Annotated in this window: 16 protein-coding genes; 10 read left to right on the top strand and 6 right to left on the bottom strand. The window is 48.6% G+C overall.

Annotated features, from left to right (window positions below; genetic code table 11):
- The 6 genes from G499_RS19670 to G499_RS0111085 form a co-directional block, all read left to right on the top strand.
- Positions 1-850: pseudouridine synthase (locus G499_RS19670; RefSeq protein WP_245576732.1), on the top strand; the 850-nt coding region annotated here is incomplete at its 5' end.
- A gap of 396 nt (positions 851-1,246) precedes the next feature.
- Positions 1,247-2,617: an Asp-tRNA(Asn)/Glu-tRNA(Gln) amidotransferase subunit GatA gene (gene gatA, locus G499_RS19665; RefSeq protein ID WP_154658415.1), complete on the top strand. Its 1,371-nt coding sequence runs from the start codon at positions 1,247-1,249 to the stop codon at positions 2,615-2,617.
- 121 nt (positions 2,618-2,738) lie between these two features.
- Positions 2,739-4,007: a lytic transglycosylase domain-containing protein gene (locus G499_RS19660; RefSeq protein WP_051296176.1), complete on the top strand. Its 1,269-nt coding sequence runs from the start codon at positions 2,739-2,741 to the stop codon at positions 4,005-4,007.
- Positions 4,008-4,283: 276 nt separating this feature from the next.
- The gene (locus tag G499_RS0111095) at positions 4,284-5,927 is read left to right on the top strand and encodes a CTP synthase (RefSeq protein ID WP_027000006.1); all 1,644 of its coding nucleotides are present in this window, start codon (positions 4,284-4,286) and stop codon (positions 5,925-5,927) included.
- Between the two features lie 445 nt (positions 5,928-6,372).
- Positions 6,373-7,362, top strand: coding sequence for a glycosyltransferase family 2 protein (locus G499_RS21190; RefSeq protein WP_245576731.1), 990 nt, complete (start codon positions 6,373-6,375; stop codon positions 7,360-7,362).
- Positions 7,363-7,378: 16 nt separating this feature from the next.
- Positions 7,379-7,807, top strand: coding sequence for a hypothetical protein (locus tag G499_RS0111085; RefSeq protein WP_027000005.1), 429 nt, complete (start codon positions 7,379-7,381; stop codon positions 7,805-7,807).
- On the opposite strand, the gene G499_RS0111080 is transcribed toward G499_RS0111085, so the two are convergent.
- The 3 genes from G499_RS0111080 to G499_RS0111070 form a co-directional block, all read right to left on the bottom strand.
- Entirely contained in the window at positions 7,797-8,225 is a 429-nt protein-coding gene (locus G499_RS0111080; RefSeq protein ID WP_027000004.1) for a hypothetical protein, read from the bottom strand. The two genes, G499_RS0111085 and G499_RS0111080, sit on opposite strands and share 11 nt — an antisense overlap.
- A 193-nt stretch (positions 8,226-8,418) precedes the next feature.
- Complete coding sequence (locus tag G499_RS0111075; protein WP_154658414.1) at positions 8,419-8,871, bottom strand: hypothetical protein; 453 nt, start codon at positions 8,869-8,871, stop codon at positions 8,419-8,421.
- A gap of 582 nt (positions 8,872-9,453) precedes the next feature.
- Positions 9,454-10,335, bottom strand: coding sequence for a MerR family transcriptional regulator (locus G499_RS0111070; protein WP_027000002.1), 882 nt, complete (start codon positions 10,333-10,335; stop codon positions 9,454-9,456).
- Positions 10,336-10,808: 473 nt separating this feature from the next.
- Here G499_RS0111070 and G499_RS0111060 point away from each other — a divergent pair, with 473 nt between their 5' ends.
- Together G499_RS0111060 and G499_RS0111055 are read left to right on the top strand one after the other, a co-directional pair.
- On the top strand, positions 10,809-11,345 hold the full coding sequence (locus tag G499_RS0111060) for a 3-hydroxyanthranilate 3,4-dioxygenase (RefSeq protein WP_154658413.1): 537 nt from the start codon (positions 10,809-10,811) through the stop codon (positions 11,343-11,345).
- A gap of 185 nt (positions 11,346-11,530) precedes the next feature.
- Complete coding sequence (locus G499_RS0111055; protein ID WP_081413769.1) at positions 11,531-14,092, top strand: M14 family zinc carboxypeptidase; 2,562 nt, start codon at positions 11,531-11,533, stop codon at positions 14,090-14,092.
- A 244-nt stretch (positions 14,093-14,336) separates the two neighbouring features.
- On the opposite strand, the gene G499_RS0111050 is transcribed toward G499_RS0111055, so the two are convergent.
- The gene (locus tag G499_RS0111050) at positions 14,337-16,619 is read right to left on the bottom strand and encodes a PAS domain-containing protein (protein ID WP_161627737.1); all 2,283 of its coding nucleotides are present in this window, start codon (positions 16,617-16,619) and stop codon (positions 14,337-14,339) included.
- A 325-nt stretch (positions 16,620-16,944) separates the two neighbouring features.
- Here G499_RS0111050 and G499_RS0111045 point away from each other — a divergent pair, with 325 nt between their 5' ends.
- Positions 16,945-17,388, top strand: a complete 444-nt coding sequence (locus tag G499_RS0111045) for an NUDIX domain-containing protein (RefSeq protein WP_026999998.1) — start codon at positions 16,945-16,947, stop codon at positions 17,386-17,388.
- Between the two features lie 12 nt (positions 17,389-17,400).
- Entirely contained in the window at positions 17,401-18,063 is a 663-nt protein-coding gene (locus G499_RS0111040; protein ID WP_026999997.1) for a hypothetical protein, read from the top strand.
- Here the strand turns inward: G499_RS0111040 and uvrA are convergent.
- Positions 18,060-20,948, bottom strand: coding sequence for an excinuclease ABC subunit UvrA (uvrA, locus tag G499_RS0111035; protein ID WP_081413768.1), 2,889 nt, complete (start codon positions 20,946-20,948; stop codon positions 18,060-18,062). The genes G499_RS0111040 and uvrA overlap by 4 nt on opposite strands.
- 987 nt (positions 20,949-21,935) lie before the next feature.
- Positions 21,936-23,165: a Glu/Leu/Phe/Val dehydrogenase dimerization domain-containing protein gene (locus tag G499_RS0111025; RefSeq protein WP_026999994.1), complete on the bottom strand. Its 1,230-nt coding sequence runs from the start codon at positions 23,163-23,165 to the stop codon at positions 21,936-21,938.
- Positions 23,166-23,204: the final 39 nt, after the last annotated feature.

Raw genomic sequence — 23,204 nt, 5'->3', positions numbered from 1 at the left:
CCGCCCCAAACAGTTCTCGTCTAAATTTCAGACCAAAACAAGCCGTACCTTTGGCAAAGGTAAAAAAGGCGCATCTTCGGAAACCCCTAGATACAATTTGGGTAAATTTGAAAAAAATCACCGCCGCGCCAAACAAGAAAATGAGCCCCTGCGTCTCAATAAATTCATTGCGCACGCCGGCGTATGCTCGCGCCGCGAGGCCGACGAGCTTATCCAAAAAGGGCGCGTTACGGTAAATGGTGTTGTGATTACAGAAATGGGGCACAAAGTATTGCCCACCGACAAGGTTGTTTTTGAGGGAAGGCAGCTCAAGCCCGAAAAGTTTGTGTATGTATTGCTCAACAAACCCAAAGACTACATCACCACCACCCAAGACCCTGACGCACGCAATACCGTGATGGAATTGGTACACAACGCTTGTGAAGAACGTATCTACCCTGTGGGACGCTTAGACCGCAATACGACGGGTTTGCTGTTGTTTACCAATGATGGAGAGCTAGCCGAAAAACTAGCGCACCCCTCTAACCAAATCCGTAAGGTTTATGAAGTTACGCTCGACAAGCCGATGGTAGCGGTAGATTTTGACCGCTTGCTGGCCGGCATACAACTCGAAGACGGACCCGTAACGGTAGACGCAGCCGCAATCATCTCACCTGACAACTGTATGATGGGGATTGAGATTCATTCGGGCCGCAATCGTATCGTAAGGCGTATCTTTGAACACTTGGGCTATGAGGTAGTCAAGCTAGACCGCACGATGTTTGCCAACTTGACAAAGAAAAATCTCAAACGCGCTCAGTGGAGATACCTTACTGAGAAAGAGGTGATTAACCTGAAGTATTTCTTATAAACAAGCAAACTGGGGCTAGTTCCTAGTTTCTTGTACATAATATATCAGGCCTTCTAAGTGCTCTATGCTTGGAAGGCCTATCCTACACACGGTATCCACCAACACAATGCCCCGACTTGTTTGACAGTATGTTGCTCCGCCTGATTGTTTGAACATCAGGCTTTTTTTGCGCCAAGGCCGCAAACGAGAAGAAACACCGACTAGCTGTGTCGGACACCGTGTGTCTGTACTGACAACAGGCGGTGTTCGCCCTTCGACGAAGCTTTTTTAGCCCTTGAATGAGTGTATGGTATGCCTCATTTTTGGCACAGCAACTCTAGCCAACAATATCCTCACAAAAAATACCTATCTTCGCTCCGACTTTTTTCTGTTCCACCTCTTGTTGATGACCGACTTATGACCTGTCTCGAAAAAGTAAACCAATACTTGGCCCGCATTGAAGAAAAAAAAGACCTCAACATATTTTTATCGGTATTTACCGATGAAGCCCGCCAACAGGCTGCTCTTGTAGACCAAAAGATAGCCGCCGGTACTGCCGGAGCCTTGGCCGGAATGGTTGTAGGTATCAAGGATGTGCTCTGTTATCAAGACCATCCCTTGCAGTGTGCGAGCAAAATTTTGGACGGTTTCCATTCACAGTTTACGGCCACTGCCGTTGAGCGTTTGATTGCAGCCGATGCTGTCATTATTGGCCGCCAAAACTGCGATGAGTTTGCGATGGGTTCTTCCAACGAAAATTCTGCTTTTGGCCCCACACTCAACCCTCACGACCCAAGTCGTGTGCCCGGAGGCTCTTCGGGCGCATCGGCGGCGGCCATCGCGGCCTCGCTCTGTGATGTGTCGTTAGGTACTGATACAGGCGGCTCCGTACGCCAGCCAGCAGCCTTTTGTGGCGTGGTTGGGCTAAAGCCTACCTATGGCCGCATTTCGCGCTATGGGCTGGCGGCCTATGCCTCTTCTTTTGATTGTATCGGGATTTTTGCATCCGACAGCGCCACCGTCGCCAAGGTGTTAGAAGTAATTGCCGGAGCAGATGCCTACGACAGTACGGCCTCGCGCAGGGAAGTGCCTGCCTACAGCCAGCGACTCCAAGCCCCCGCCAAAGCGCGTGTGGCCTATATTCGGGAGACCTTAGACAGCCCCGGCCTACAGCCAGAAATCAAGGCAGCAATGGAACAAAAGCTAGATCAGCTCCGCCAACAAGGCCACGAAGTCAGCGAAGTAACCCTCCCCTTGCTCGATTATATCCTGCCAACATACTACATCCTGACAACGGCCGAAGCTAGCTCCAACCTCTCACGCTACGATGGCGTGCGCTATGGTTACCGTAGCCCCAATGCCCAATCCTTGGAGGAGATGTATAAGTTGACCCGTGCCGAGGGCTTTGGCAAAGAAGTACAGCGCCGCATTATGTTGGGAGCTTTTGTGTTAAGCGCCAACTACTATGATGCTTATTATACCAAAGCGCAGCGTGTCCGCCGCTTGATTAAAGAAGCTACCGACGCTATCTTCGCACAACACGATTTTATCGTTTTGCCCACTACCCCAACGACAGCCTTCGCGTTGGGCGCACACAACGAAGATCCTATCCAAATGTACTTGGCCGATTTGTATACCGTACAGGCCAATGTAGTCGGTATCCCGGCTATTTCTATCCCTGTAGGTACAGACCAAGACCAATTGCCGATTGGTCTGCAAATTATGGCACAATCTTTTCAGGAAGAGCAGTTGTTGGCCTTTGCAACATATTTGGAAAATTTGTCCTAAATTTTCAGCAATAGATTTGCAAGCGCCGCCAAAGAAGAATAATTTACGCCCCCAATAGGGGGCAACCTCCACAAAATTTTCTTCGTTTGAATTATGGTAAGCCTAAGTTGATGATTGTAGTATGACCCGTGCCCGTATCCTCCTGTCTGCCAATGCGCAGCGCCGCCTTCTCTTGCTATGCCTTTGTTGGATAGCCGCGCTAGGCACTCCCCACCTGTTGAAAGCAACCCCTCCTACTGACTTCCTCGCCGAAACACGTTGGGTAGAAGCTGCGATGATTGACACTGCCTTGGCTCATTTCAAGCGCAACTATGTGCCCCAAAATCACGACGCAGACCTCATCAGTGAGCGGCTACAGTGTATAGAGAACATCATCAAGATGGACTACAACGTCAATACCCTCAGCTGGATTAAGGTATATACCATTCGTAAACGCCACAAGACAGAAGAAATCTTGGGCAGGAGTAAATTCTATTTCCCGATTTTTGAAGAGCTGCTCAAAAAACACGGTATGCCCGACGAGCTGAAATACTTGGCCGTTGTAGAATCAGCCCTAGAGCCACGTGCGCTTTCGGTAGCCGCAGCAGTAGGGCTGTGGCAGTTTATCCCAAGTACGGGCACACGCTATGGCCTGCGACAAGATTGGTATGTCGATGAGCGCTCCGACCCTTTCAAAGCAACAGAAGCCGCCTGCCGCTACCTGAAGTATCTCTATGGCTTGTTTGGTGACTGGCACTTGGCTCTGGCTGCCTACAACTGTGGCGAAGGAAGGGTAGCCGCCGCCATCAAAACCTCAGGCAAACGCAACTTCTGGGATTTGTATCCTTATTTGCCGCTCGAAACTCGGGGCTATGTGCCAGCCTTTATTGCGGCCACTTATGTGATGAACTACGCTGCAGCACATAACCTGCAAGCCAAAAATCCAATCACCCCGATTCCCTCTGATACCATCTTGGTAAGCCAGTATTTCAGCCTTGAGGTATTTGCCCAACACATACAAGTGCCCTTGGAGGACTTGATGCGCCTCAATTCGCATCTTAAGAAGAACACTGTTCCAGAATACCTATATCGCTACCCTGTGCGCTACCCCGCCTCGAAACGGGATTTTGTAGCCCAAAACCGCAAATACCTACTCGAAGTAGCTTCGAAGCCCCCTATACGCAACCTACAGTATCACGCCGGCTATGATGATACCCCGGTAACGATGCAACAAACACAACGCCGCAGCCACGTCGTACAGGAATATGATTCGCTCCCCCTTATAGCATTACGCTACAATGTTACGGTAGCCAATATTTTAGCTTGGAACCGACTAAAGCCAGGGCAAGAGCCCGCCACAGGAACAGTATTACACCTTTGGCTCAATACCGACACCGAAATCTCAAAATAACCTTGTAGGTTTTTGGTCGCTCAAGGCTTGGCGCTAAGAAACCTCACTTCAGAGTTATAATCATAGCTTTTTTTCCTTGCCTGATATTTACTTCGCTTACAAGCTATTAACCCTTTCTACCCCCTTTTTTGGGCTCTGTAGAAAGGGTTTGATGTGATAGCAAGACCCAAATACGGCAAAATACCCCATCCTCTGCCGCCCGACTTCGCAAAAAAGTTGTACCTTTGTATCCCGTAAACAAAGCAAAAACAACAAGCAACAGACTTCTATATACTCATGGCATTTGCAAAGCATATCTTTGTTACGGGCGGTGTAACTTCATCTTTGGGCAAGGGCATTATCGCCTCTTCTTTAGCCAAACTCCTTCAAGCCGGAGGCTTTTCCGTAACCATCCAAAAATTTGACCCCTACATCAACGTAGACCCCGGTACGCTCAACCCCTATGAGCACGGCGAGTGTTATGTTACAGATGATGGGGCTGAAACAGACCTAGACCTTGGTCATTATGAACGCTTCTTGAACGTTCCGACAAGCCAAGCCAATAACGTAACTACTGGCCGTATCTACTACAATGTCATCACCAAAGAGCGCGAGGGCGCATATTTGGGCAAGACAGTGCAGGTAGTGCCACATATTACGGACGAGATTAAGAATAACTTTCTTAAGCTCGACAAAACCGGTAAATACGACATCATCATCACCGAAATAGGTGGTTGTGTGGGCGATATTGAGTCGTTGCCTTTTATTGAGGCCGTGCGCCAATTCCGTTGGGACTTAGGGTCGGGCAACTCTCTGGTCGTACACCTAACCTTGGTGCCATACCTCAAATCTGCCGGAGAGCTAAAAACCAAGCCCTCGCAACACTCTGTCAAGCAGTTGTCTGAGGCAGGTATCCAGCCCGATATTCTCGTTTGCCGTGCCGAGCAGGAAATTCCATATGAAATCCGCAAAAAACTGGCTTTGTTTTGCAATGTAGACTTTGACTGTGTCATTGAGGCGCTTGATGCAGATACCATCTATGCCGTGCCGCTATTGATGCAAAAAGAAAAACTCGATGAGCGGGTCTTACAAAAGCTACAGCTTGTGCCTAAGCGCCAACCTAATATGGAAAGCTGGAAGCAGTTTTTGCAACAATTACGCCACCCAGCCAAAAATGTCCGTATTGGGCTTATTGGCAAGTATGTAGAGCTGCACGATGCCTATAAATCTATTGTAGAGGCGTTTATCCACGCCGGAGCAGTTAATAATTGCAAGGTAGACATTGTGTGGGTACAGTCAGAATCGCTAGAAGATGACCCCAGCGCACAGCTAGCTGCACTCGACCTAAGCGCCATCTTGGTAGCACCGGGCTTTGGCCAACGCGGGATAGAAGGCAAAATCGGCGCGGTACGCTATGCCCGGGAAAACAAAATCCCTTTCCTAGGAATTTGCCTTGGGATGCAATGTGCTGTGGTAGAGTATGCCCGCAACGTGTTGGGCTGGGCAGATGCCGCCTCCCGCGAGATGAACCCCGACACTACCCATGCTGTCATCGACCTGATGGAAGACCAACACAACCTCAAAAATATGGGGGGAACGATGCGGCTAGGGGCTTATGCCTGCGAGCTAGCGCCTGAGTCTAAGGCCTACAGTGTTTATGACAAGCCCGTCATCAGAGAGCGCCACCGCCACCGCTATGAGTTTAACAACCAATATTTGGCTGATTTTGAGCGCGCAGGAATGAAGGCCGTCGGCAAAAACCCTGATACAACCTTGGTAGAAATAGTAGAAATCGCCGAGCACCCTTGGTTTATTGGGGTGCAATATCACCCTGAGCTACGCAGCACCGTCGAAAGCCCACACCCGCTGTTTGTCAGCTTTGTCAGGGCTGCCTTAGCCTATGCAGGACACAATGTGTCGGAGCCGATAGAAACTACCTAAGCCATTTAAAGCCCTCAAGCGTTTGATACCCTTGGGGGCTTGGTATTTTTGGGAATAATCTCACCGTGATTGTATCCCAAGATTTAGGGGCTTTCAACAAATAACTTACCCATTTCCAAAGAAGGTGAAGGGGTAAAATGTTTATAGCATATTAGGGCGTTGGGCGTGTGATCCTTACGGAGGTGATTAATGGGGCAGTTTCCCCCCTTACTTGCTACTCAAGGATTATCAAAGCCCACCTTTCCCAACCCAGTTTTGATGAGGTATCCGCTGGGCTTTGGGCAATAGAACAACCCACTCAGTATCCCCCTTATATGGACTACAAAGCAATAGAAAAGTCCAGCATTCAGGCACAGGAAGCCTAAAGAAAGGAGTATCTCGTTTGTGGATACTGGTTTTTATGCCCAAATTTGCGTTATTGTTCTCACTTGCTATTCCATCTAAAGTGCTCAAGACCTACCCCCGCATTACGCTCATCACCCCTTCATACAATCAAGGGGCTTACTTAGAACAAACTATTCGGTCTGTGCTCGACCAACAATACCCCAACCTAGAGTACTTTGTGATAGATGGGGGCAGCACGGACAACTCGGTCGAGATTTTGCGCCGCTATGAGTCGCGGTTGAGCTATTGGGTCAGCGAGCCTGACCAAGGGCAGAGCCACGCCATCAACAAGGGTTTGGCCTTGGCTACAGGTGAGATTATCAACTGGATAAACTCCGATGATTACCTAGAGCCTTTTTCGCTGTTTAAGGTGGCTACGGCCTTCAAACAACCGCAGACCCTCGTTGTCTGTGGCCGTGGCAATATCATCCGAGAAGGCAAGCCTCCTATCATCAGCAAAGGAACAGACGTATACCCAGATAACCTGCCCAAAACCATTGGCTGGGCACGTATTGACCAACCACAGACTTTTTTCCACGCACGCGCTATCACACGCCTAGGTCCCTTGGATGAACGCCTGCATTACCTGATGGACAGAGATTGGTGGATTCGCTTTTTGTTGATGTATGGGCTCAAGCGCATTGTCAAAATACCAGACACCCTGTCTAACTTTCGCCTACACGAAGCCTCTAAAACGGTCAGCCAGTCTGCTGGCTTTCAGCGTGAGAGCGATACCTATTTTTATGCACTGGCCAAACACCACGGATTTTTGGATTATGCCCAGTTGTTGGTCGATTGCCTCCAAGCCGACAGCACGTTTACGTACCTCCCCTTGAAGTTTCCGGAGCAAACCCTGCGGCAGGCGCTCAACTATTACCTGCTGTTGCGGGCCAATGAACTGTATGCGCAAAATCAGTGGGAGGTATCAGCCTACTTGTTGGAGGCTGTACAACTGAGTTGGCTTTCCCCCGAAGATGCGCAGCTTTGTAAACGATTACGCTTCCGAAGTCGTTATATCCCCAAGCAACTGTTGACTTGGTTGCGTAGGTAACCTCTCTCCCAAACTGATGATTCGACAGAAAGACTATCTCATCCGCCTTATTGAAGAATTTGCCCAAGTACTGGCGGCTATGTTGGGTTTGAAAGAGCGCAGGAATTATAAGGAGCTCTACGAATATGCCCGCAAGCAATACCTACCATATACTGGCTTGACAGCAACGCAGCTAGCCGCCCTGCCTACAGAAGGTTTTGCGAAGACCCTACTTGAGCAGGTTCCTGAGCTGAGCACCCCCCAGCTAGAAGTGTTGGCCACCTTGCTGTTGCACGAAGGAGATGCTTGTTATGAGTTGGGAGAGGCCGCCGCCAGCCGCCATCGTCTACAACAAGCCCTCGACCTATACCAATATCTTGAAACAGCCGATGCCAAAATAGTCTCCTTGGTACGCCGGCAACGGATGCAGCAAATTCACTTGCTGCTCCAACACCTCAACGCTTGAGCCACTCTAGCCCGTCTTCCGGAGAGGAAAATAGCTGCCGTACTACCTGATGACCTTGGTTTTGCTGTGCGGCTTGGGTTTCGTCCATAATCTGCTCCAAACTAAGCTGTACAATAAAGTCTTGGCTGGTGATATAGGCCACTCGCGCTAAGCCTACGGCTGTGGCCGCCTCCTGTACGACCTCCCCAATCCAGTGCTGTAGCTCTGGTGTTACAGGAAACCGCGCTGTGCGGGCATCTAGATATACCCCTCGGGGCTTAGTCTGTAGAATAGCCGATACATAAGATAGTACTACTTCTCGATAGGCCTCCTCGCCCATATCGTAGGCAGTGGTCCAACAGGTATAGAGAATGCCTTCGGCGGAGTTGAATGTAGCGCTGAAATAATCGCCTTGATAGATGGATTGTAGATCGGACATAGGTAATAGATGGTTTAAGTGAAATAAATTCTTCTAATTTACCTATTTTACACACACAAAGTTGTGCGATGTAAGTTTATACCCAAACAAATATTTTCCAACTATCTGGTCTTTAGCGCAGCCCACCGGCTATTTTGACACCAAGATTTGCTTGATTTCCAAATATTTTCCAGCGCATCCATTTCCCAGCGAATCAATCTAGGATGATTGAGCCTCCTAGTCGTTCTCGGCAATCCTCAATGTCTCTATCCATTCTTTTTTGCCATCCAGGGCCATTTTTAAACATCAGTTTCCAACGGGCACGCAAGTTATTCCAAAAAAACTTCCGGTTAGGCATTTGTTGTTGTTTGGTGATAATGACGTAACGCACGTGATACTTATCCTTCAATTCGGCAATACAGCGATTGCTCTCAAGATCGGGGCGCGCTTCGCGAATATAAAACTGTATATACTCACTACTAGCCGGGCTAGTATTGCGTTTGCTCTTGTTATCCTCCGTAGACTCCTCATAAAGTGCATATTGCAACACTTGACCCGTCACCAAGGATACACCCTCGTCGCTCTTTTTCTGCCGGCTCTGGGCCTGAAGCCCAATGCCACACAACAAAAGTACTACAGTGAGTATTTGATACTGCATTGATGCCATATTCTTGTAAGGTTTGAAGGGAAACTATACCCTTATTAAAAATAGTGCAAAAATCTTACCGAACCCTTAGCTGACTTCAGGTGTATGAGTTTACAAATATCGATAAAAAGCTATTTTACATCGATAAAAATATCCGAAAAATATGCCAATAACATAATCAATGCTTGACTTAGGAGCAAAAATAAGTTCGGAATCCAGACTAATAGCGATGGAATGCCCCTCTAGGGCTTTGTGAGCAACGTAGTTACGACACCATAGGTAGAAAAAGGGGGAGGTTCTTATGCGTATATGGCCATCATTCCCTCTTTGGGAATGCGCAGGTTACACACCACTGGGCATTTTTAACTTTTCGTCATTGTTGTACTCATTTTACAACAAGATTCACAAGATTTGGGGATTTACAGGATTTTATTTTCTTGATTGTCAAGGATTTGCAGCACACATATTTCCCAAACCAATTATGACTGGGTATAACAACAAAACCACGAACACAAAAACGCAATCAACATTCGTGCATCCGTGGCCAAAAAGTAGCCGATAAAGTCTTCAAGCCTTGGTATGTTCTTCTGACTTCTCGATGTATTAACTTCCTTCTACAAAACGAATCCAGTCTTGTATTTTATTCATAATCAACACATTATCTGGCGCATCTAAGCCTTGGGCTACGACCTGCGCGCCGCTGAGCAATACCAAAGCCTCTGGGAAATGCGTACCTAGTTTGTTGACATATCCTTGGATGGCATCTTGCCCCGGAGTAGAGGTGATGATACTCAGAATATAGTCGGGGCGGTGGATACGGTAGGCCTCTTGTAGGTCTTCGAAGGGAAGACTTTGACCAAGGTAAATTGTTTTATGGTTGCGCGATTTGATGATATAACAAGCAAACAAAAGCGACAGCTCGTGTAGCTCACCTTCGGGCAAGAACAAGAGATACTTTTTGGAGTTGGGTTGTTTTTCGTACACCTGCCCGTCAATGGCTACAATCAGCTTTTGGCGGATGAGATTAGAAATAAAATGCTCTTGCGAGGGGCCTATGCCGCCTGTTTGCCAAAGCACCCCTATTTTACTCAAGAAGGGATAGATGACGTTGAACATGGTACGCTCAAAGCCCATTTGTAGGGCATTGGTAGACACTACTTTCTCGAATCGTTCCTCATCCAGATCAATCATTGCCAATGTGAGCGCGTGGATTTGGTCTTCGTAGCGGGTACTTTTCTCGGTGATGCTCATCACCTCACGGCGCATTTCATCTTCGCTCATCTTGGCAATAGAAGAAATTTTGTAGCCGTTGTCCTTGAGCAAAGAGATGTTCAGAATCAGCTTGAGGTCAAGGTCGTTATAGAGCCGTATGTTTGACTCTGTTCTTTCAGGGGCAAGAATGTTATATCGTTGTTCCCAAATACGCAAAGTATGCGCTTTGATACCCGAAAGGTGCTCTAGGTCTTTGATAGAATAAACGCTCATAAGTACATTGCTTTTTTTATCCACTCCACTTTGATTATCCACTCCACTTTGATTATCAGGGCAAAAGGAGCTGACAGATTGTTGGGCTGAAGGCCAAAGGTTTGATTATTAACTGATGCTGTGGCTCTTTTGTTGTCCGCCGGCTGCATCGCGCTTGAGTAAATGGATATTTGTGATCGACTTCATTAATAAGTGCTTGTTTTATGCCCTATTTTTAGAGGTAAAACCTGATAGTGTCATTAATTGTTTGATTTTGGTGTAGCAAAAGTGGCTTTTAGTAACAATTACTTGTGCTGCTAATATAAGTACGACAAAATAAGGCGCAATAAAATATGGCTTTGATGATATTTACAAGAGGTATGTAGACTTTTTTGGGTGTTCATTTGTTTTATCGATAAGTTTTGAATCTTCTATCAAATACCTCCCAAACACTACAAAGGCTACTGCCAAAGTCGTTTTATCACCACAAACAAATGATTATGAGCAAGATTAACGTAAAAAATTTATTGGATTGGGTAGACGAGCACCGCGACCTGCTCAAGCCACCTGTTGGTAACAAAGAAATTTATCCTGGTGGGGATTTTATTGTGATGGCTGTAGGCGGCCCTAATGCCCGCAAAGATTACCACTACAACGAAGGCCCGGAGTTTTTTTATCAATTACAGGGCGATATTGTCCTCAAGATTATCGAAGATGGGCAGTTTAAGGACATCCACATCCGCGAGGGAGAGATTTACCTCCTCAACGCCAAAGTACCTCATTCCCCCCAGCGCCCAGCCAACACCATCGGGCTGGTGATAGAGGAGCGCCGTAAGGCTGAGCACACCGACGGCTTCCAGTGGTATTGCGACAACTGCGGCCACTTACTCTACGAAGAATACCTGAAGTTGACCAATATCGAGACCCAGCTACCCGAGGTTTTCAAGCGTTTTCACGCCAACACCCCAGCCCATACCTGTAGCCAATGCGGTACGGTGTTTGAACCTAAGGCTGCTGCCGCTGCCAAGTAACAAGCGTTTGGGCGCTGCCATTGAGCGCGTCAAACCGGTTTTCTATCTAAAGGATAAGCCAATAGTTGCTTCAAATAGCAGCTTTGGCTTATCTTGCTTTTCGAATTTCCTGTAGCGTTATCATCTTGAGCAGATATGGGGTGCTTTCAGGGGTTAAATGACTTTTTCATCAAACACACCTTACTATGCGTTATTTCTATGCTCTAAGTTATTCCCTTGCGTTGGGTTTGCTCGTTTGTATGGTTGGCTCGGTATCGGGTCAAGCCCAAACAGCCGCCCAAACAGACCTGTCATATTACCTACCCCAAGAGGGCATCCAATACGACCCTGCCATCCCTACACCGAGGCAGTTTTTTGGTTTTGAGATAGGCGAATGGCATCTCTCCCACGACCAGCTCAGCTACTATATGCAGGCACTTGCCGCAGCCTCGCCCCGCATTACCATCACAGAGTATGCACGCAGTTTTGAGATGCGTCCCCTGCTGCTGCTGACCATCACCTCTCCTCAGAACCACAGCCGCCTCGAAGACATTCGCCAAGAACACCTCAAGCTCAGCAACCCTGCGCAGTCGGGCGGGGTCAATATCAGCCAAGCGCCGGTAGTAGTATGGTTGGGGCATAGTGTCCACGGCAACGAACCCAGTGGGGGCAACTCTGCGGCCTTGGTCGCCTATTATTTGGCGGCTGCTCAGAGCGCCGAGATTGAGACGATGCTCCAAAATACGGTCATCTTGCTCGACCCCTGCTTCAACCCCGACGGCTTCAACCGCTTTGCCTCTTGGGTCAATTCGCACCGCAGCCATACCCTCGTTACCGACCCCGCCAGCCGTGAGTTTAACGAAGCCTACCCACGCGGGCGTACCAACCACTATTGGTTTGACCTCAACCGTGACTGGCTTCCTGTACAAATGCCCGAAAGCAAGGGCCGTATCCGCCAGTACCAAGCTTGGATGCCCAATATCTTGACAGACCAACACGAAATGGGTACTAATGCCACCTACTTCTTCCAACCCGGTATCCCTTCGCGCACTAACCCCCTTACTCCTGCCAAAAACCAAGAGCTTACCGGCAAGATTGCCGAATTTCACGGCAAGGCGCTCGACAAAATCCGCTCGCTCTACTACACCAAAGAGAGCTTCGATGATTTTTATTATGGCAAAGGCTCTACCTATCCCGACGTACAGGGGGGCATCGGCATCTTGTTTGAACAGGCCAGCTCTCGTGGGCACGCCCAAGACAGTGAGAACGGCATCTTGCATTTCCCCTTTACCATCCGCAATCAGTTTACGACAGCTCTTTCTACCCTCGCTGCCGCACAGGCTATGCGCGAAGAACTGCTAGGGTTTCAGCGTGACTTTTTCAAGGCCAACAAAGGCGGCACAGGTTATGTAGTGGGCAGCGAATACGACCTCGCCCGCAATTATCACTTTGCTGAAATACTCCATACCCAAGGCATTGAGTTTTATGAATTGGGCAGCGACTACAAGCAGTTTAAAAAAGGAAAAGCCTATGTCATTCCTCTCAGCCAACCTAAGGAAGGCCTAGTGCGGGCGATGTTCCAAAAAGAAACCAGTTTTACTGACAGTCTTTTTTATGATATCTCGGCTTGGACTTTTCCCTTGGCCTTTAACCTACCCTATGAGCAAGCCAACGCTCCCCGTGGCGATAAGGTAGACTCGCTCCGCTTTCCCGAAGGCAAGCTCATCGGCGATGCGACAGATGCGGTAGTCTATGCTTTCCGTTGGGATGGCTACTATGCCCCGCGTGCTGCACACGAGTTGATGCTGGCCGATGCCAGACTAAAAGTAGTAACAGAAGCTTTTGAGACTGTAGTAGAAGGTAAGAAAGAGTATTTTGGCCTTGGTACGATACTGCTTCCGGTAGGGATTCAGCATACCCCCGAAGGCCAATGGCCGGAGCGCTTGGCGCAGTTGGCCAAAGACAATGGCCTAGACATCTACGCGCTCACAAAGGGGCTTTCAGACAAAGGGGTAGATCTTGGCAGCCGCTCTTTTGAGGCGCTACAACTCCCCAAGGTACTGATGATTGTGGGCAATGGCACATATAGCTACGAAGCAGGCGAAATCTGGCACGTACTCGACCAGCGCTACCACATGCCGCTCTCAATGATTGAAGCTGCTGACATCGCCAGCGCTGACCTTTCCCGCTATACCACTATTGTTATGCCCGGCGGAGGCTACCAAACCCTAGGCGAGCAGGGTGTGCAGAAAATCAAGGAGTTTGTCAGTACCGGCGGAACACTCATCACCCTGACTACGGCCAACCGTTGGCTTGCCGCCCGGCAGTGGGTTGGCTTAGAGCTTAAAAATACCAACTTCAAAGTTGACTCGACCAAGCAATACACCTATGCAGACCGCGAGCGTCTACGCGGCGCACAAGCTATCGGAGGTGCTATTTTTGCAGCCAAAATAGACACTACCCACCCCTTGGCTTATGGCTATCACGAGGCGCTGTTGCCGCTTTTCAGAGCCAATAATGTATTCATACAGCGCAGCAAAAACCCCTTTGCCAACCCCTTGGTATATACTGAAAAGCCATTGATGGCCGGGTATATTTCCAAGCAAAACCTGCCGTTGATTGCCAACAGTGCGGCAGTGGCAACCTTCCAGTTAGGGCGTGGCAACATCATCGCGATGGCCGACAACCCCAACTTCAGGGCTTTTTGGTATGGCACGAATCGCTTATTTATCAATGCCTTGTTTTTTGGTAATATTGTGCGCCAATAACCTAAGCATTTGCACATCACCGATTTTAATCTACAGCCCTAGAGGATTTGCCTCTAGGGTTTATCAAGCACACAAAAAAGCCTATTCAAATGTTGAATAGGCTTTCCGCTACATAATAAAGTGTTAAACAGGTGTGTTTTGAATAAAATTTGTTTGTCTATTGGGTTTATGCTACAAGTCTGATGAAGGTAACCAAACACAACCAAAAAAATCACATTTTTTTTATCTAAGCTCCACATTCACATCACAGTTCCAACTCTTCCGCTTTTCGCACTACCTTGTGGATGATTTCATCGATAAGTCCAAGCTGCTCTTGTAGTTTGTTCAAGATTTCGGGCTCCGGCAGCTCATCCACACTCAGCAGGTGAGCCAACCCCAATACATTGGCCACATAGCGCCTCATTTCGTGAGACTGTATCCAAGCAATTTCGCTCAACCGGTCATATTGTAGCCTTACTTGTCGCTCTTGGTGTTTCTCGGCAGTAGTATCACGCATAAAACAACTCAGGCCTATAGAGCGCCCTTCGTCGTCGTATAGCGGGTTAAAGGTGATGTCGATGTGCTGAATTTGACCTAGCGGGTGCAGCAAAAACTCGGAGAGCTCCAATCTTTTCTTGCTCAGCAATACCTGCTCAAAATATGCCTCCCAGCGTTCTTGTAAGAGTTTGTTGGGCAGATGTAGCCATATAGACTCCCCTACCACAGGTGTTTTGCCGGTGAGGCGCTCACAGAGACACGCATAGGCTTGGTTGGCCGATAGCAGGCGTTGTTGTGTATCAACTGACCAAATCAGGTCTGAAGTACTGTTGACAATGGCTTCTAAGTTGTTTTTGACAAAAAGCAGCTCCCTGCGGCTATTTCTTTCATTGCTAATGTCTTGAAAATAGACAGCTACGCCCTCATCAATCGGGTATATTGTAAAGCGGAGCCACATGTTTTTCAATTCCATAAAGACTTCGGCGGTAGCGGCTGCGGTGGTTTGGTTTTGGATGTATGCTGTATATAATTGGTGAATCTCTTGTGGCAATACATCGGCCATTATCCCGCCCAGCATTTCACTCCTCGAAAGCCCCAGAATACGTTCAAATGCTTGGTTAACATAAGAGATGACCCCTCCACTACGAACAGTAAAGAAGCCGTCTGTGATACTATCGAGAATATGGGCTAGGCGGGTCTGTGTGCGCCGAAGCTCTGTAATATCGGTTGCCAGCCCACTATACATACCTTGGCCGCTGATGGGGTCTTTTGCATAACTGACCTTATCCTGTATGTAGCGATAATCGCCACTACTATGTAGAAACCGATATTCGATATCTATCTCTTGATGGGGTTTTTGGAGTTGGGCTAAACGCTCAGTAAGGTAGCTTCGGTCATCGGGGTGGACGTTCTCCAGCCAAAGGCGATGATTGCGGTAGAGCTGATCGGGGGAATATCCAAAAATATGTTCGCTGGCTTGGCTGATAAATACAAACTGGAAATCGTTGGCCTGACAAGCCCAAACAGCCTCGCCAACATTATCGAGTAGGTGTTCGAGGCGGGTTTTGTAGTGTTCTAGTTTTTGTAGATACAGGTATTGTTTGGTTGCATCAACCCCAACGGCCTGTACCTCTTGTAAGCCCTCTGCGCCTTTGGGGAGCGCAATAAACTCCCAAGTAGTCCAATGAATCCGTGTAGGGCTCAAAGCGTGGCTACGGCGTAAGGTAGCCATTACTGGCTTGCCCATACTGCTTTGTGCTAATCGAAAAGCTTCCCTAAACTTTTCGATGTCCTCTGGTAGTAATCCTTCTTCAAAAAACTGGCTATTAAGATCTGCCTGTGTGTGGCGCATTCGTTGCAAAAACTGGTTGTTGGCAAAAGTATAGCAACCATCGTTATCTAGGCGGACGAGGAAGGTCGTCTGAAAATCGAGCAAGGAGCGTAGATAATGTTCGTTTTGTGTCAGCTGTTCATTGAGTTGATGAATCTCTTGCATCTGTTGGTGCTTTCGAGTTACATCTATGGCAACCATCAGCCCTATCAGCTTGCCCCTATGCCACAGTGTTTGGCTGTAAATATTGACATAAAGGTGTTTTCCCTTCGCTGTTTGGTGTCTGGTGTTGAAGTTGGTTTGGGTGGGTTGTTGCAAATACTGCGTTATCCGATCCAGCTCTGAGGGGATGCACAATTCCTGTATCTTTAGCTGGGTAAGCTTCGAAGACGAGTACCCATATTGTGCTATGGCCTCAGCATTGGCCGCCAAGATTTGATGTGTTTGTAGGTCATACATCCACATCGGATTAGGGTTGTAATCAAAAATAGCCTGATAAGCTGTTTGGGTATTACGCAGGTAATTTTCATATCGATATACCATAAAAAACAACAGCACTGACGTAATAATCACGTAGGCAAACCCTTTGATGTGTTGAAAATAACTCAATAGGTTCGGATCTTGTAGTGCTTGGAAGGCCACTAAAAGATCACTGGTATAAATCCAAGTCAACCCAATGACAGCATATAGTATGGCAATTTTGAAAGCAAAATTTTTCATAAATATTGATTCAAGCCACTGGGTAGTAGCTACAGAATTACGCATAAATAAGGCTTGGACTGGGGTTTTGGGTGGGATGCCAAACTATCAATAATGCTATTAAAAAGTACGTCATAGGTACATACACTCAACCGCATTAAAAAGTTGAACGCCCCCCTTAATTGTTTTATACTGTTGATACAGTAGCCAAACAATCCCAAGGGCAATATACACATTTATAACATAACTAGGTGTATGAAAAGAGATAAACTTGTAAGTATTCGAAAAAAAAGCTACCTTTCTTATTCAAAACAAGCGTGTTTTTCAGCTACTTAGCTTGATTCTTATGAAATATACCTACCCTTACCCCCGCCCGTCTCTAACGGTAGATTGTGTGTTGATTGGCGACAGTGCCAAAGCGCACCCCCAAATTATGCTCATCGAGCGCAAGCACGAGCCTTTTGCCCATACCTGGGCCTTGCCGGGTGGCTTTGTTGACCCCAACGAGACGGTAGAAGAAGCTGCCGCTCGTGAGTTGGTCGAAGAAACCGGGGTGGTATTGCCAGAAGCTCCAGCGCTAGTGGGCGTTTTTAGTAAACCTGGGCGCGACCCACGTGGATGGGTGATTTCGGTCGCCTATGCCCTACACCTACCACACCAACAGCTCGACCCCAAGGCCGGAGATGATGCTGCACAGGTGCGATGGTTTAACTTAGACGAGCTGCCACCGTTGGCCTTCGACCACGCCGACATTATCCGAAAGGCACTCCAAACACTAGAGATTATTTAACCTCTTGGTTTTATGGATGTTACACCAAATATACTGCCTACAACACTGCATCTGTCCTGTCAGACTTGTGGCCAGAACCAGCCCCCCTACCAATATGTACCCGAGGAGGTGCGGGCATTGGTAGTTGGCTGGAAAACCCTCGACAGCCAACGAGCTTGGCCAGCTTGGCCGGAAGTAGGGAAGGGTTATCTACTGACCTTTACTGCACCACTCACGCTGCCTCTTGACCAACCCTTCTGGGCGCTTTTTCAGCACCGAATGTCGATGAGCGAAGGAATAGAAACAGAAGAAGACCTGCAAAGTTTGTGCTTTTGCCAATGTGTACCTCGGCGGGTGCTACAGCAAGAACCGTTTGAGGCCACGCTCGAAGTAGAGGTCATTGCGCTGAAAACCCTCCAAGCACTGAGCACACCACAACAGCCGCCGCTGGCTTGGTGGTCTTTGTTGACCGATGACAATACCTTCCGAGAATACGGCCATACCGCAAATTTCCAAAAATACTCCCTAATCAGCCTCAACCTACAATCAGACCTTGGTCTTGACCTCGTCGTGTGGAAGGCCGAAGAGCCGCGCCGGATTGTAGCGGCCAATGCTTGGGATGCCCACCTGGATGAATGGGTGTTGTGCTACCTACCGCTCAGCCCAGAACAGGAACTGCTGTATGGGATTTGCTAATCGAGCTCTACCTTGAGAAACTGCCCTGTATAGCTTTTTTTGTTTTTGGCGAGCGCTTCGGGAGTACCTTCAAACAGGATTTGGCCACCGCCTTGGCCGCCTTCGGGGCCAAGGTCGATGATATGGTCGGCTACTTTGATTACGTCCATATTGTGTTCGATAATCAGAACGGTATTTCCTTTGTCTACCAGTTTTTGGATGACCTGCATCAGGATACGGATATCTTCAAAGTGCAGCCCTGTGGTGGGTTCGTCGAGGATGTAGAGGGTTTTGCCTGTGTCTTTTTTGATCAGCTCTGTAGCGAGCTTTACGCGCTGTGCTTCACCGCCCGAGAGGGTCGTGGCCTGTTGGCCTAGGGTGATATAGCCCAGTCCTACCTCTTGGAGTACCTGTACTTTTCGGACAATTTGGGGCTGGTTTTCAAAAAAGTCTACTGCTTGGCTGACGGTCATATCCAACACTTCGGCGATAGACTTGCTCTTGAAGCGTACTTCGAGCGTTTCGCGGTTGTAGCGCTTGCCTTGGCAGGTTTCGCAGGCGATGTGTACGTCGGGCAAGAAGTCCATTTCGATGAGCTTCATCCCTGCGCCGCCACAGTCTTCGCAGCGACCTCCTTTGACATTGAAGGAAAAGCGACCTTGTTTGTACCCCCTGATTTTGGATTCGGGCAACTGGGTAAACAGATTGCGGATGTCTGTAAAAAAGCCTACATACGTCGCCGGATTGGATCGGGGTGTACGTCCGATAGGCGCTTGGTCTATTTCAATGACCTTGTCGAGGTGTTCTAGCCCGATGATTTCTTGGTAGGCCAGCGGCTTTTGTTTGGATTGGTAAAAATGTTGCCTCAGGATAGGGTACAGGGTATCGTGGATGAGCGAAGACTTGCCGCTACCTGATACCCCCGTAACACAAATCAACTTGCCCAAAGGCAGGGTCAGGGTTACGTTTTTGAGATTGTGGCCGCTAGCTCCTTTGAGGACAAGCCGGTAGCCATTGCCTTGACGGCGCTGCTTGGGGACTTCAATCTGTTGGCGGTTGGCGAGGTAGTCGGCGGTGAGGCTTTTTTGTTTCAAAAACTCCTGTGGCGTACCTTGTGCCACAACGCGGCCACCGTGGATACCCGCTCCGGGGCCTATATCGATGACATAATCGGCTTCGAGCATCATCTCCTTGTCGTGTTCTACCACGATGACGGAGTTGCCCAAGTCCCGTAGCTCTTTGAGTGACTGGATAAGCTTTTCGTTGTCGCGGGCGTGAAGGCCGATACTAGGCTCATCGAGGATGTAGAGCACCCCCACGAGTGCCGTCCCGATTTGGGTTGCCAGCCGAATGCGCTGCGACTCGCCACCGGAGAGGGTGCGCATCGTGCGGTCGAGGGTAAGGTAATCCAGCCCGATGTCGTGAAGCAGGCGTACACGTTTGCGGATTTCTTTGAGCACTTCGTGGCCTATGAGGCGCTGGGTCTCACTGAGGCGCTCTTCTAGGTCTTGCAGCCATTGGTGCAAGCTAGCGATGCTCATCGTGCTGATTTGGTGGATATTGTGCTCTGCTATTTTGAAATGTAGCGACTCTTTTTTGAGGCGTGCGCCTTGGCAGTCGGGACAGGTTTTGGTTTCGATAAAATCCTGCATCATTTCCTGCATTTTCTCAGAGCCGTCCTCTTGGGTGCGCTGAATGTAGGGAATCACCCCTTGGAAAGAGGTGTTGTAGCTGCGGTCGTAACGCTCAGAATAGACATTGAACACCTGCTCACTACCATAGAGCAGTTCTTGAATCACCTCCTCGGGGATACGCTCTAGGGGGGTGGTCAGGCTAAGTTTGTGCGCCTTGAGTAGGGCTTGTATTTGCTTAAAAACCCAGATATCGCGGTATTCGCCCAAGGGGGCGATGCCCCCTCGGCTGATGCTGAGCTTGCGATCGGGCAAGATACTGTCGATGCTGATTTCTTCTACCACCCCCAGCCCGTGGCAAGTAGGGCAAGCGCCATAAGGGGAGTTGAACGAAAAGCTGTTGGGAGCCGGCTCATCATAAGAGATGCCCGACGTAGGGCAAGAGAGCAAGGTAGAGAAATACACCACAACATCGGGCTGCTCTTTGGGGATAATGAGCAACTGTTGGTCGCCCTCCTTGAGAGCCGTCTGTACAGACTGAGAGAGGCGGTAGCGGTCGTCGGCCTGCACCACCAGCCGGTCGATGACCAGCTCAATGTCGTGGGTTTTGTAACGGTCGGTTTGGAGTTTTGGGGTCAGCTCGGTCATCTCCCCATCAATCCGTACCTTGCTATAGCCCTTTTTGCGCAGCTGTACAAACAGCTCGCGGTAGTGGCCTTTGCGCCCTTTGACGATTGGGGCGAGTAACTGTACGGCCTGCCCCTCGAAGCGTGCCAAGAGCTGGTCTAAGATTTGGTCGAGCGACTGCTTGACCATTTTTTCGCCCGAAACATATGAATATGCCTCTCCGGCGCGGGCAAACAACAAGCGGAAAAAATCGTAAATCTCGGTCGTTGTCCCTACTGTAGAGCGAGGGTTGCGGGAGGTGGTTTTTTGCTCGATGGCAATCACTGGGCTAAGGCCGTTGACCTTGTCTACATCGGGGCGCTCCATATCACCAATGAACGAGCGGGCATAGGCCGAGAAGCTCTCCATATAGCGGCGTTGGCCTTCGGCATAGAGCGTATCAAAAGCTAATGAAGATTTGCCGCTGCCCGATACGCCTGTAATGACGATGAGCTGCTTGCGTGGGAAGCGCAGGTCGATATTTTTGAGATTGTGCTCACGAGCACCTAAAATTTCGATTTCGTCAGTGGCCTTAGCCTTCTGTTGCGCCTGTTGTGTGGGCTGCTTGGCAGCGCTAGAAGGGGTGGCAGTACCGGAGGAGCGGGGCATAAACAAAGCCTTGCACAAGCCCGAAGGGCTTGTAAGTGAAACCAACAAATTCGGGGTAAAAACGGGTACAGATTATAGCCGCCCCGTGTTTGATAACAAACAAACCAATAAACTAGCCGATAAGTTTGCCAAGTGCGCAAGATACGCACCTTTTGGCAGAATGAGTAACCACGAAAAAAAAACCGCTCCCAGAAGAGAAGCGGATTTTCCAAACGGTATTGATTCCCTTGCGAGAGGAATTGTATTGATTATCAGGATATTGGTCGAGTTTTTGAATAGGATTGGTAGAACAAACAGTATACAACGCTTATGTTGTGATACAAAGGTAGGGCGCAATACACAGTAGGGAAATAGTGTAATTACTCAGATGTCTGAGTAATATTACTCAGATATCATTGTAAATACTTGATAATCAAATTATTATTTGTTTGAAAAAATGGTAAAAAAGTAACATCTAAGATGCTGCATCAAAGGGTTGGGACACACGCCACCGGACATTTTTGGAAAGATATACCAAGATTCACAAGATTTGGAGATTTACAGGATTTGATTTCCTTGATTATCAAGGATTTTCAGCGGGTATATTTCCCAAACCAATTGTGGTTGGGTATCGCTCGGGGCTTCAGCTCGGAGACAAGCTGGTGTCTTATTTCGGGGGTAAAATAAGACTTAGCCCACAGATTTGAAAAATATATAGTGGTGTGGCTGGGGTATTAAAACTTCCCTCCCCCTCATTGGCCACAAAGTCACTTGGTACTTACTCCCAATACAGATAGGAGGCATACAATGTGCTATGCCCCCTTGGCCTATTTCAGTAATGACAATACAACCATCTGATGATTATACCAAGATTGACAGATTTGACTTTCTTAATCCTCAAGAATCCTCAAAGATTTTTAGCAAACACATTTCCCAAACCATTTTTGATTGGGTATAAATTATTGAAAGAAGGCCTTGGGCAAAGCAAAGCCTTCTAGATATGTGCGTTTATACCAACTGCTCTAGGGCGATACGGAAGCCCGCTTTGGCAATGCCTGTACGTCCGGGGTTTTGGGTGTGTACTTTTTCGAGCGCTTGGCCAATGATGCGCGAGGTATCTTTGAAGATTGCATCATCAGTCATTTCGACCTTGTCGCTCATAAGGTAGGCAAATACCCGTGCCATTCCACAGTTGGCGATAAAATCAGGGATAAGCGACACGCGGTCGTCGGTATAATCTCCAATAGGCCCAAAGAAAATTTCTTTATCGGCAAAGGGCACATTGGCTCCACACGAAACCACCTCTAGCTGATGGGCAATCATCTGCTCTACTTGGGCTTGGGTAACCAAACGGGAAGCGGCCGCAGGCACAAAAATCTCTGCGCCAATACTCCAGATGCGCTCATTGATTTCGTCGAAGGGAATCAGGTCTGGCGATACGAGCTGCGTACCTTGTCGGTCGGCAAACAGCTGCTTGATTTCTTCGAGGCTATAGCCTTCGGTTCTGATGACCCCGCCCACACGGTCGATGATACCTACAATCTTGACACCGGCCTTGGCCAAGTATAGCGCTGCGGTAGCGCCTACATTGCCCCAACCTTGGACGATGGCGCGTTTCTGACGAGGATCACCACCCCACAGCTGATAATAATGTAGTACCGCCTCGGCCACGCCATAACCCGTAATCATATCGGCCACCACATACCGGCGTTTGGCAGGTGTAGGTACGTAGTTGGCATCTTCAAGTACTTTAGACACCCCTTGGCGGAGTTGGCCTACCTTGCGGATTTTTTGGGGCTTACTGGCGTTGAAATGCCCATTGACTACCCCCTCTTGTGGGTGCCAGAGGCCATACTCTTCAGTGATGGGGATTACCTCGTGGATTTCATCCACGTTGAGGTCGCCCCCTGTGCCATAATAGTTTTTCAACAATGGATATACCGCCCGATACCAACGCTCCAACACGCCTTGTTTGCGGGGGTCATTGGGGTCAAAATTGATTCCTGATTTGGCACCACCGATGGCCGGTCCTGATACCGTAAACTTTACTTCCATCGTCTTGGCTAGCGACTCTACCTCGTGTCGATCAAGCCCGACACGCATCCGTGTACCGCCACCGGCTGCCCCATTGCGTAGGGAGTTGATGACCACCCAGCCCTCGGCTTCGGTCTCTGAGTCTTTCCATTCAAATACTATTTCGGGGCGCTTGCGCTCAAACTTATCGAGTAGCTCTTTCATAAAAAGGGATGTATTTTTTTGTGCTAAAAATAAGGAGTA

The sequence above is a fragment of the Eisenibacter elegans DSM 3317 genome (genome assembly GCF_000430505.1).
In the GTDB taxonomy this organism is placed as follows: domain Bacteria; phylum Bacteroidota; class Bacteroidia; order Cytophagales; family Microscillaceae; genus Eisenibacter; species Eisenibacter elegans.
The sequence above is the reverse complement of the archived record's forward strand: the minus strand, read 5'-3'. Positions and strand labels throughout refer to the sequence as shown.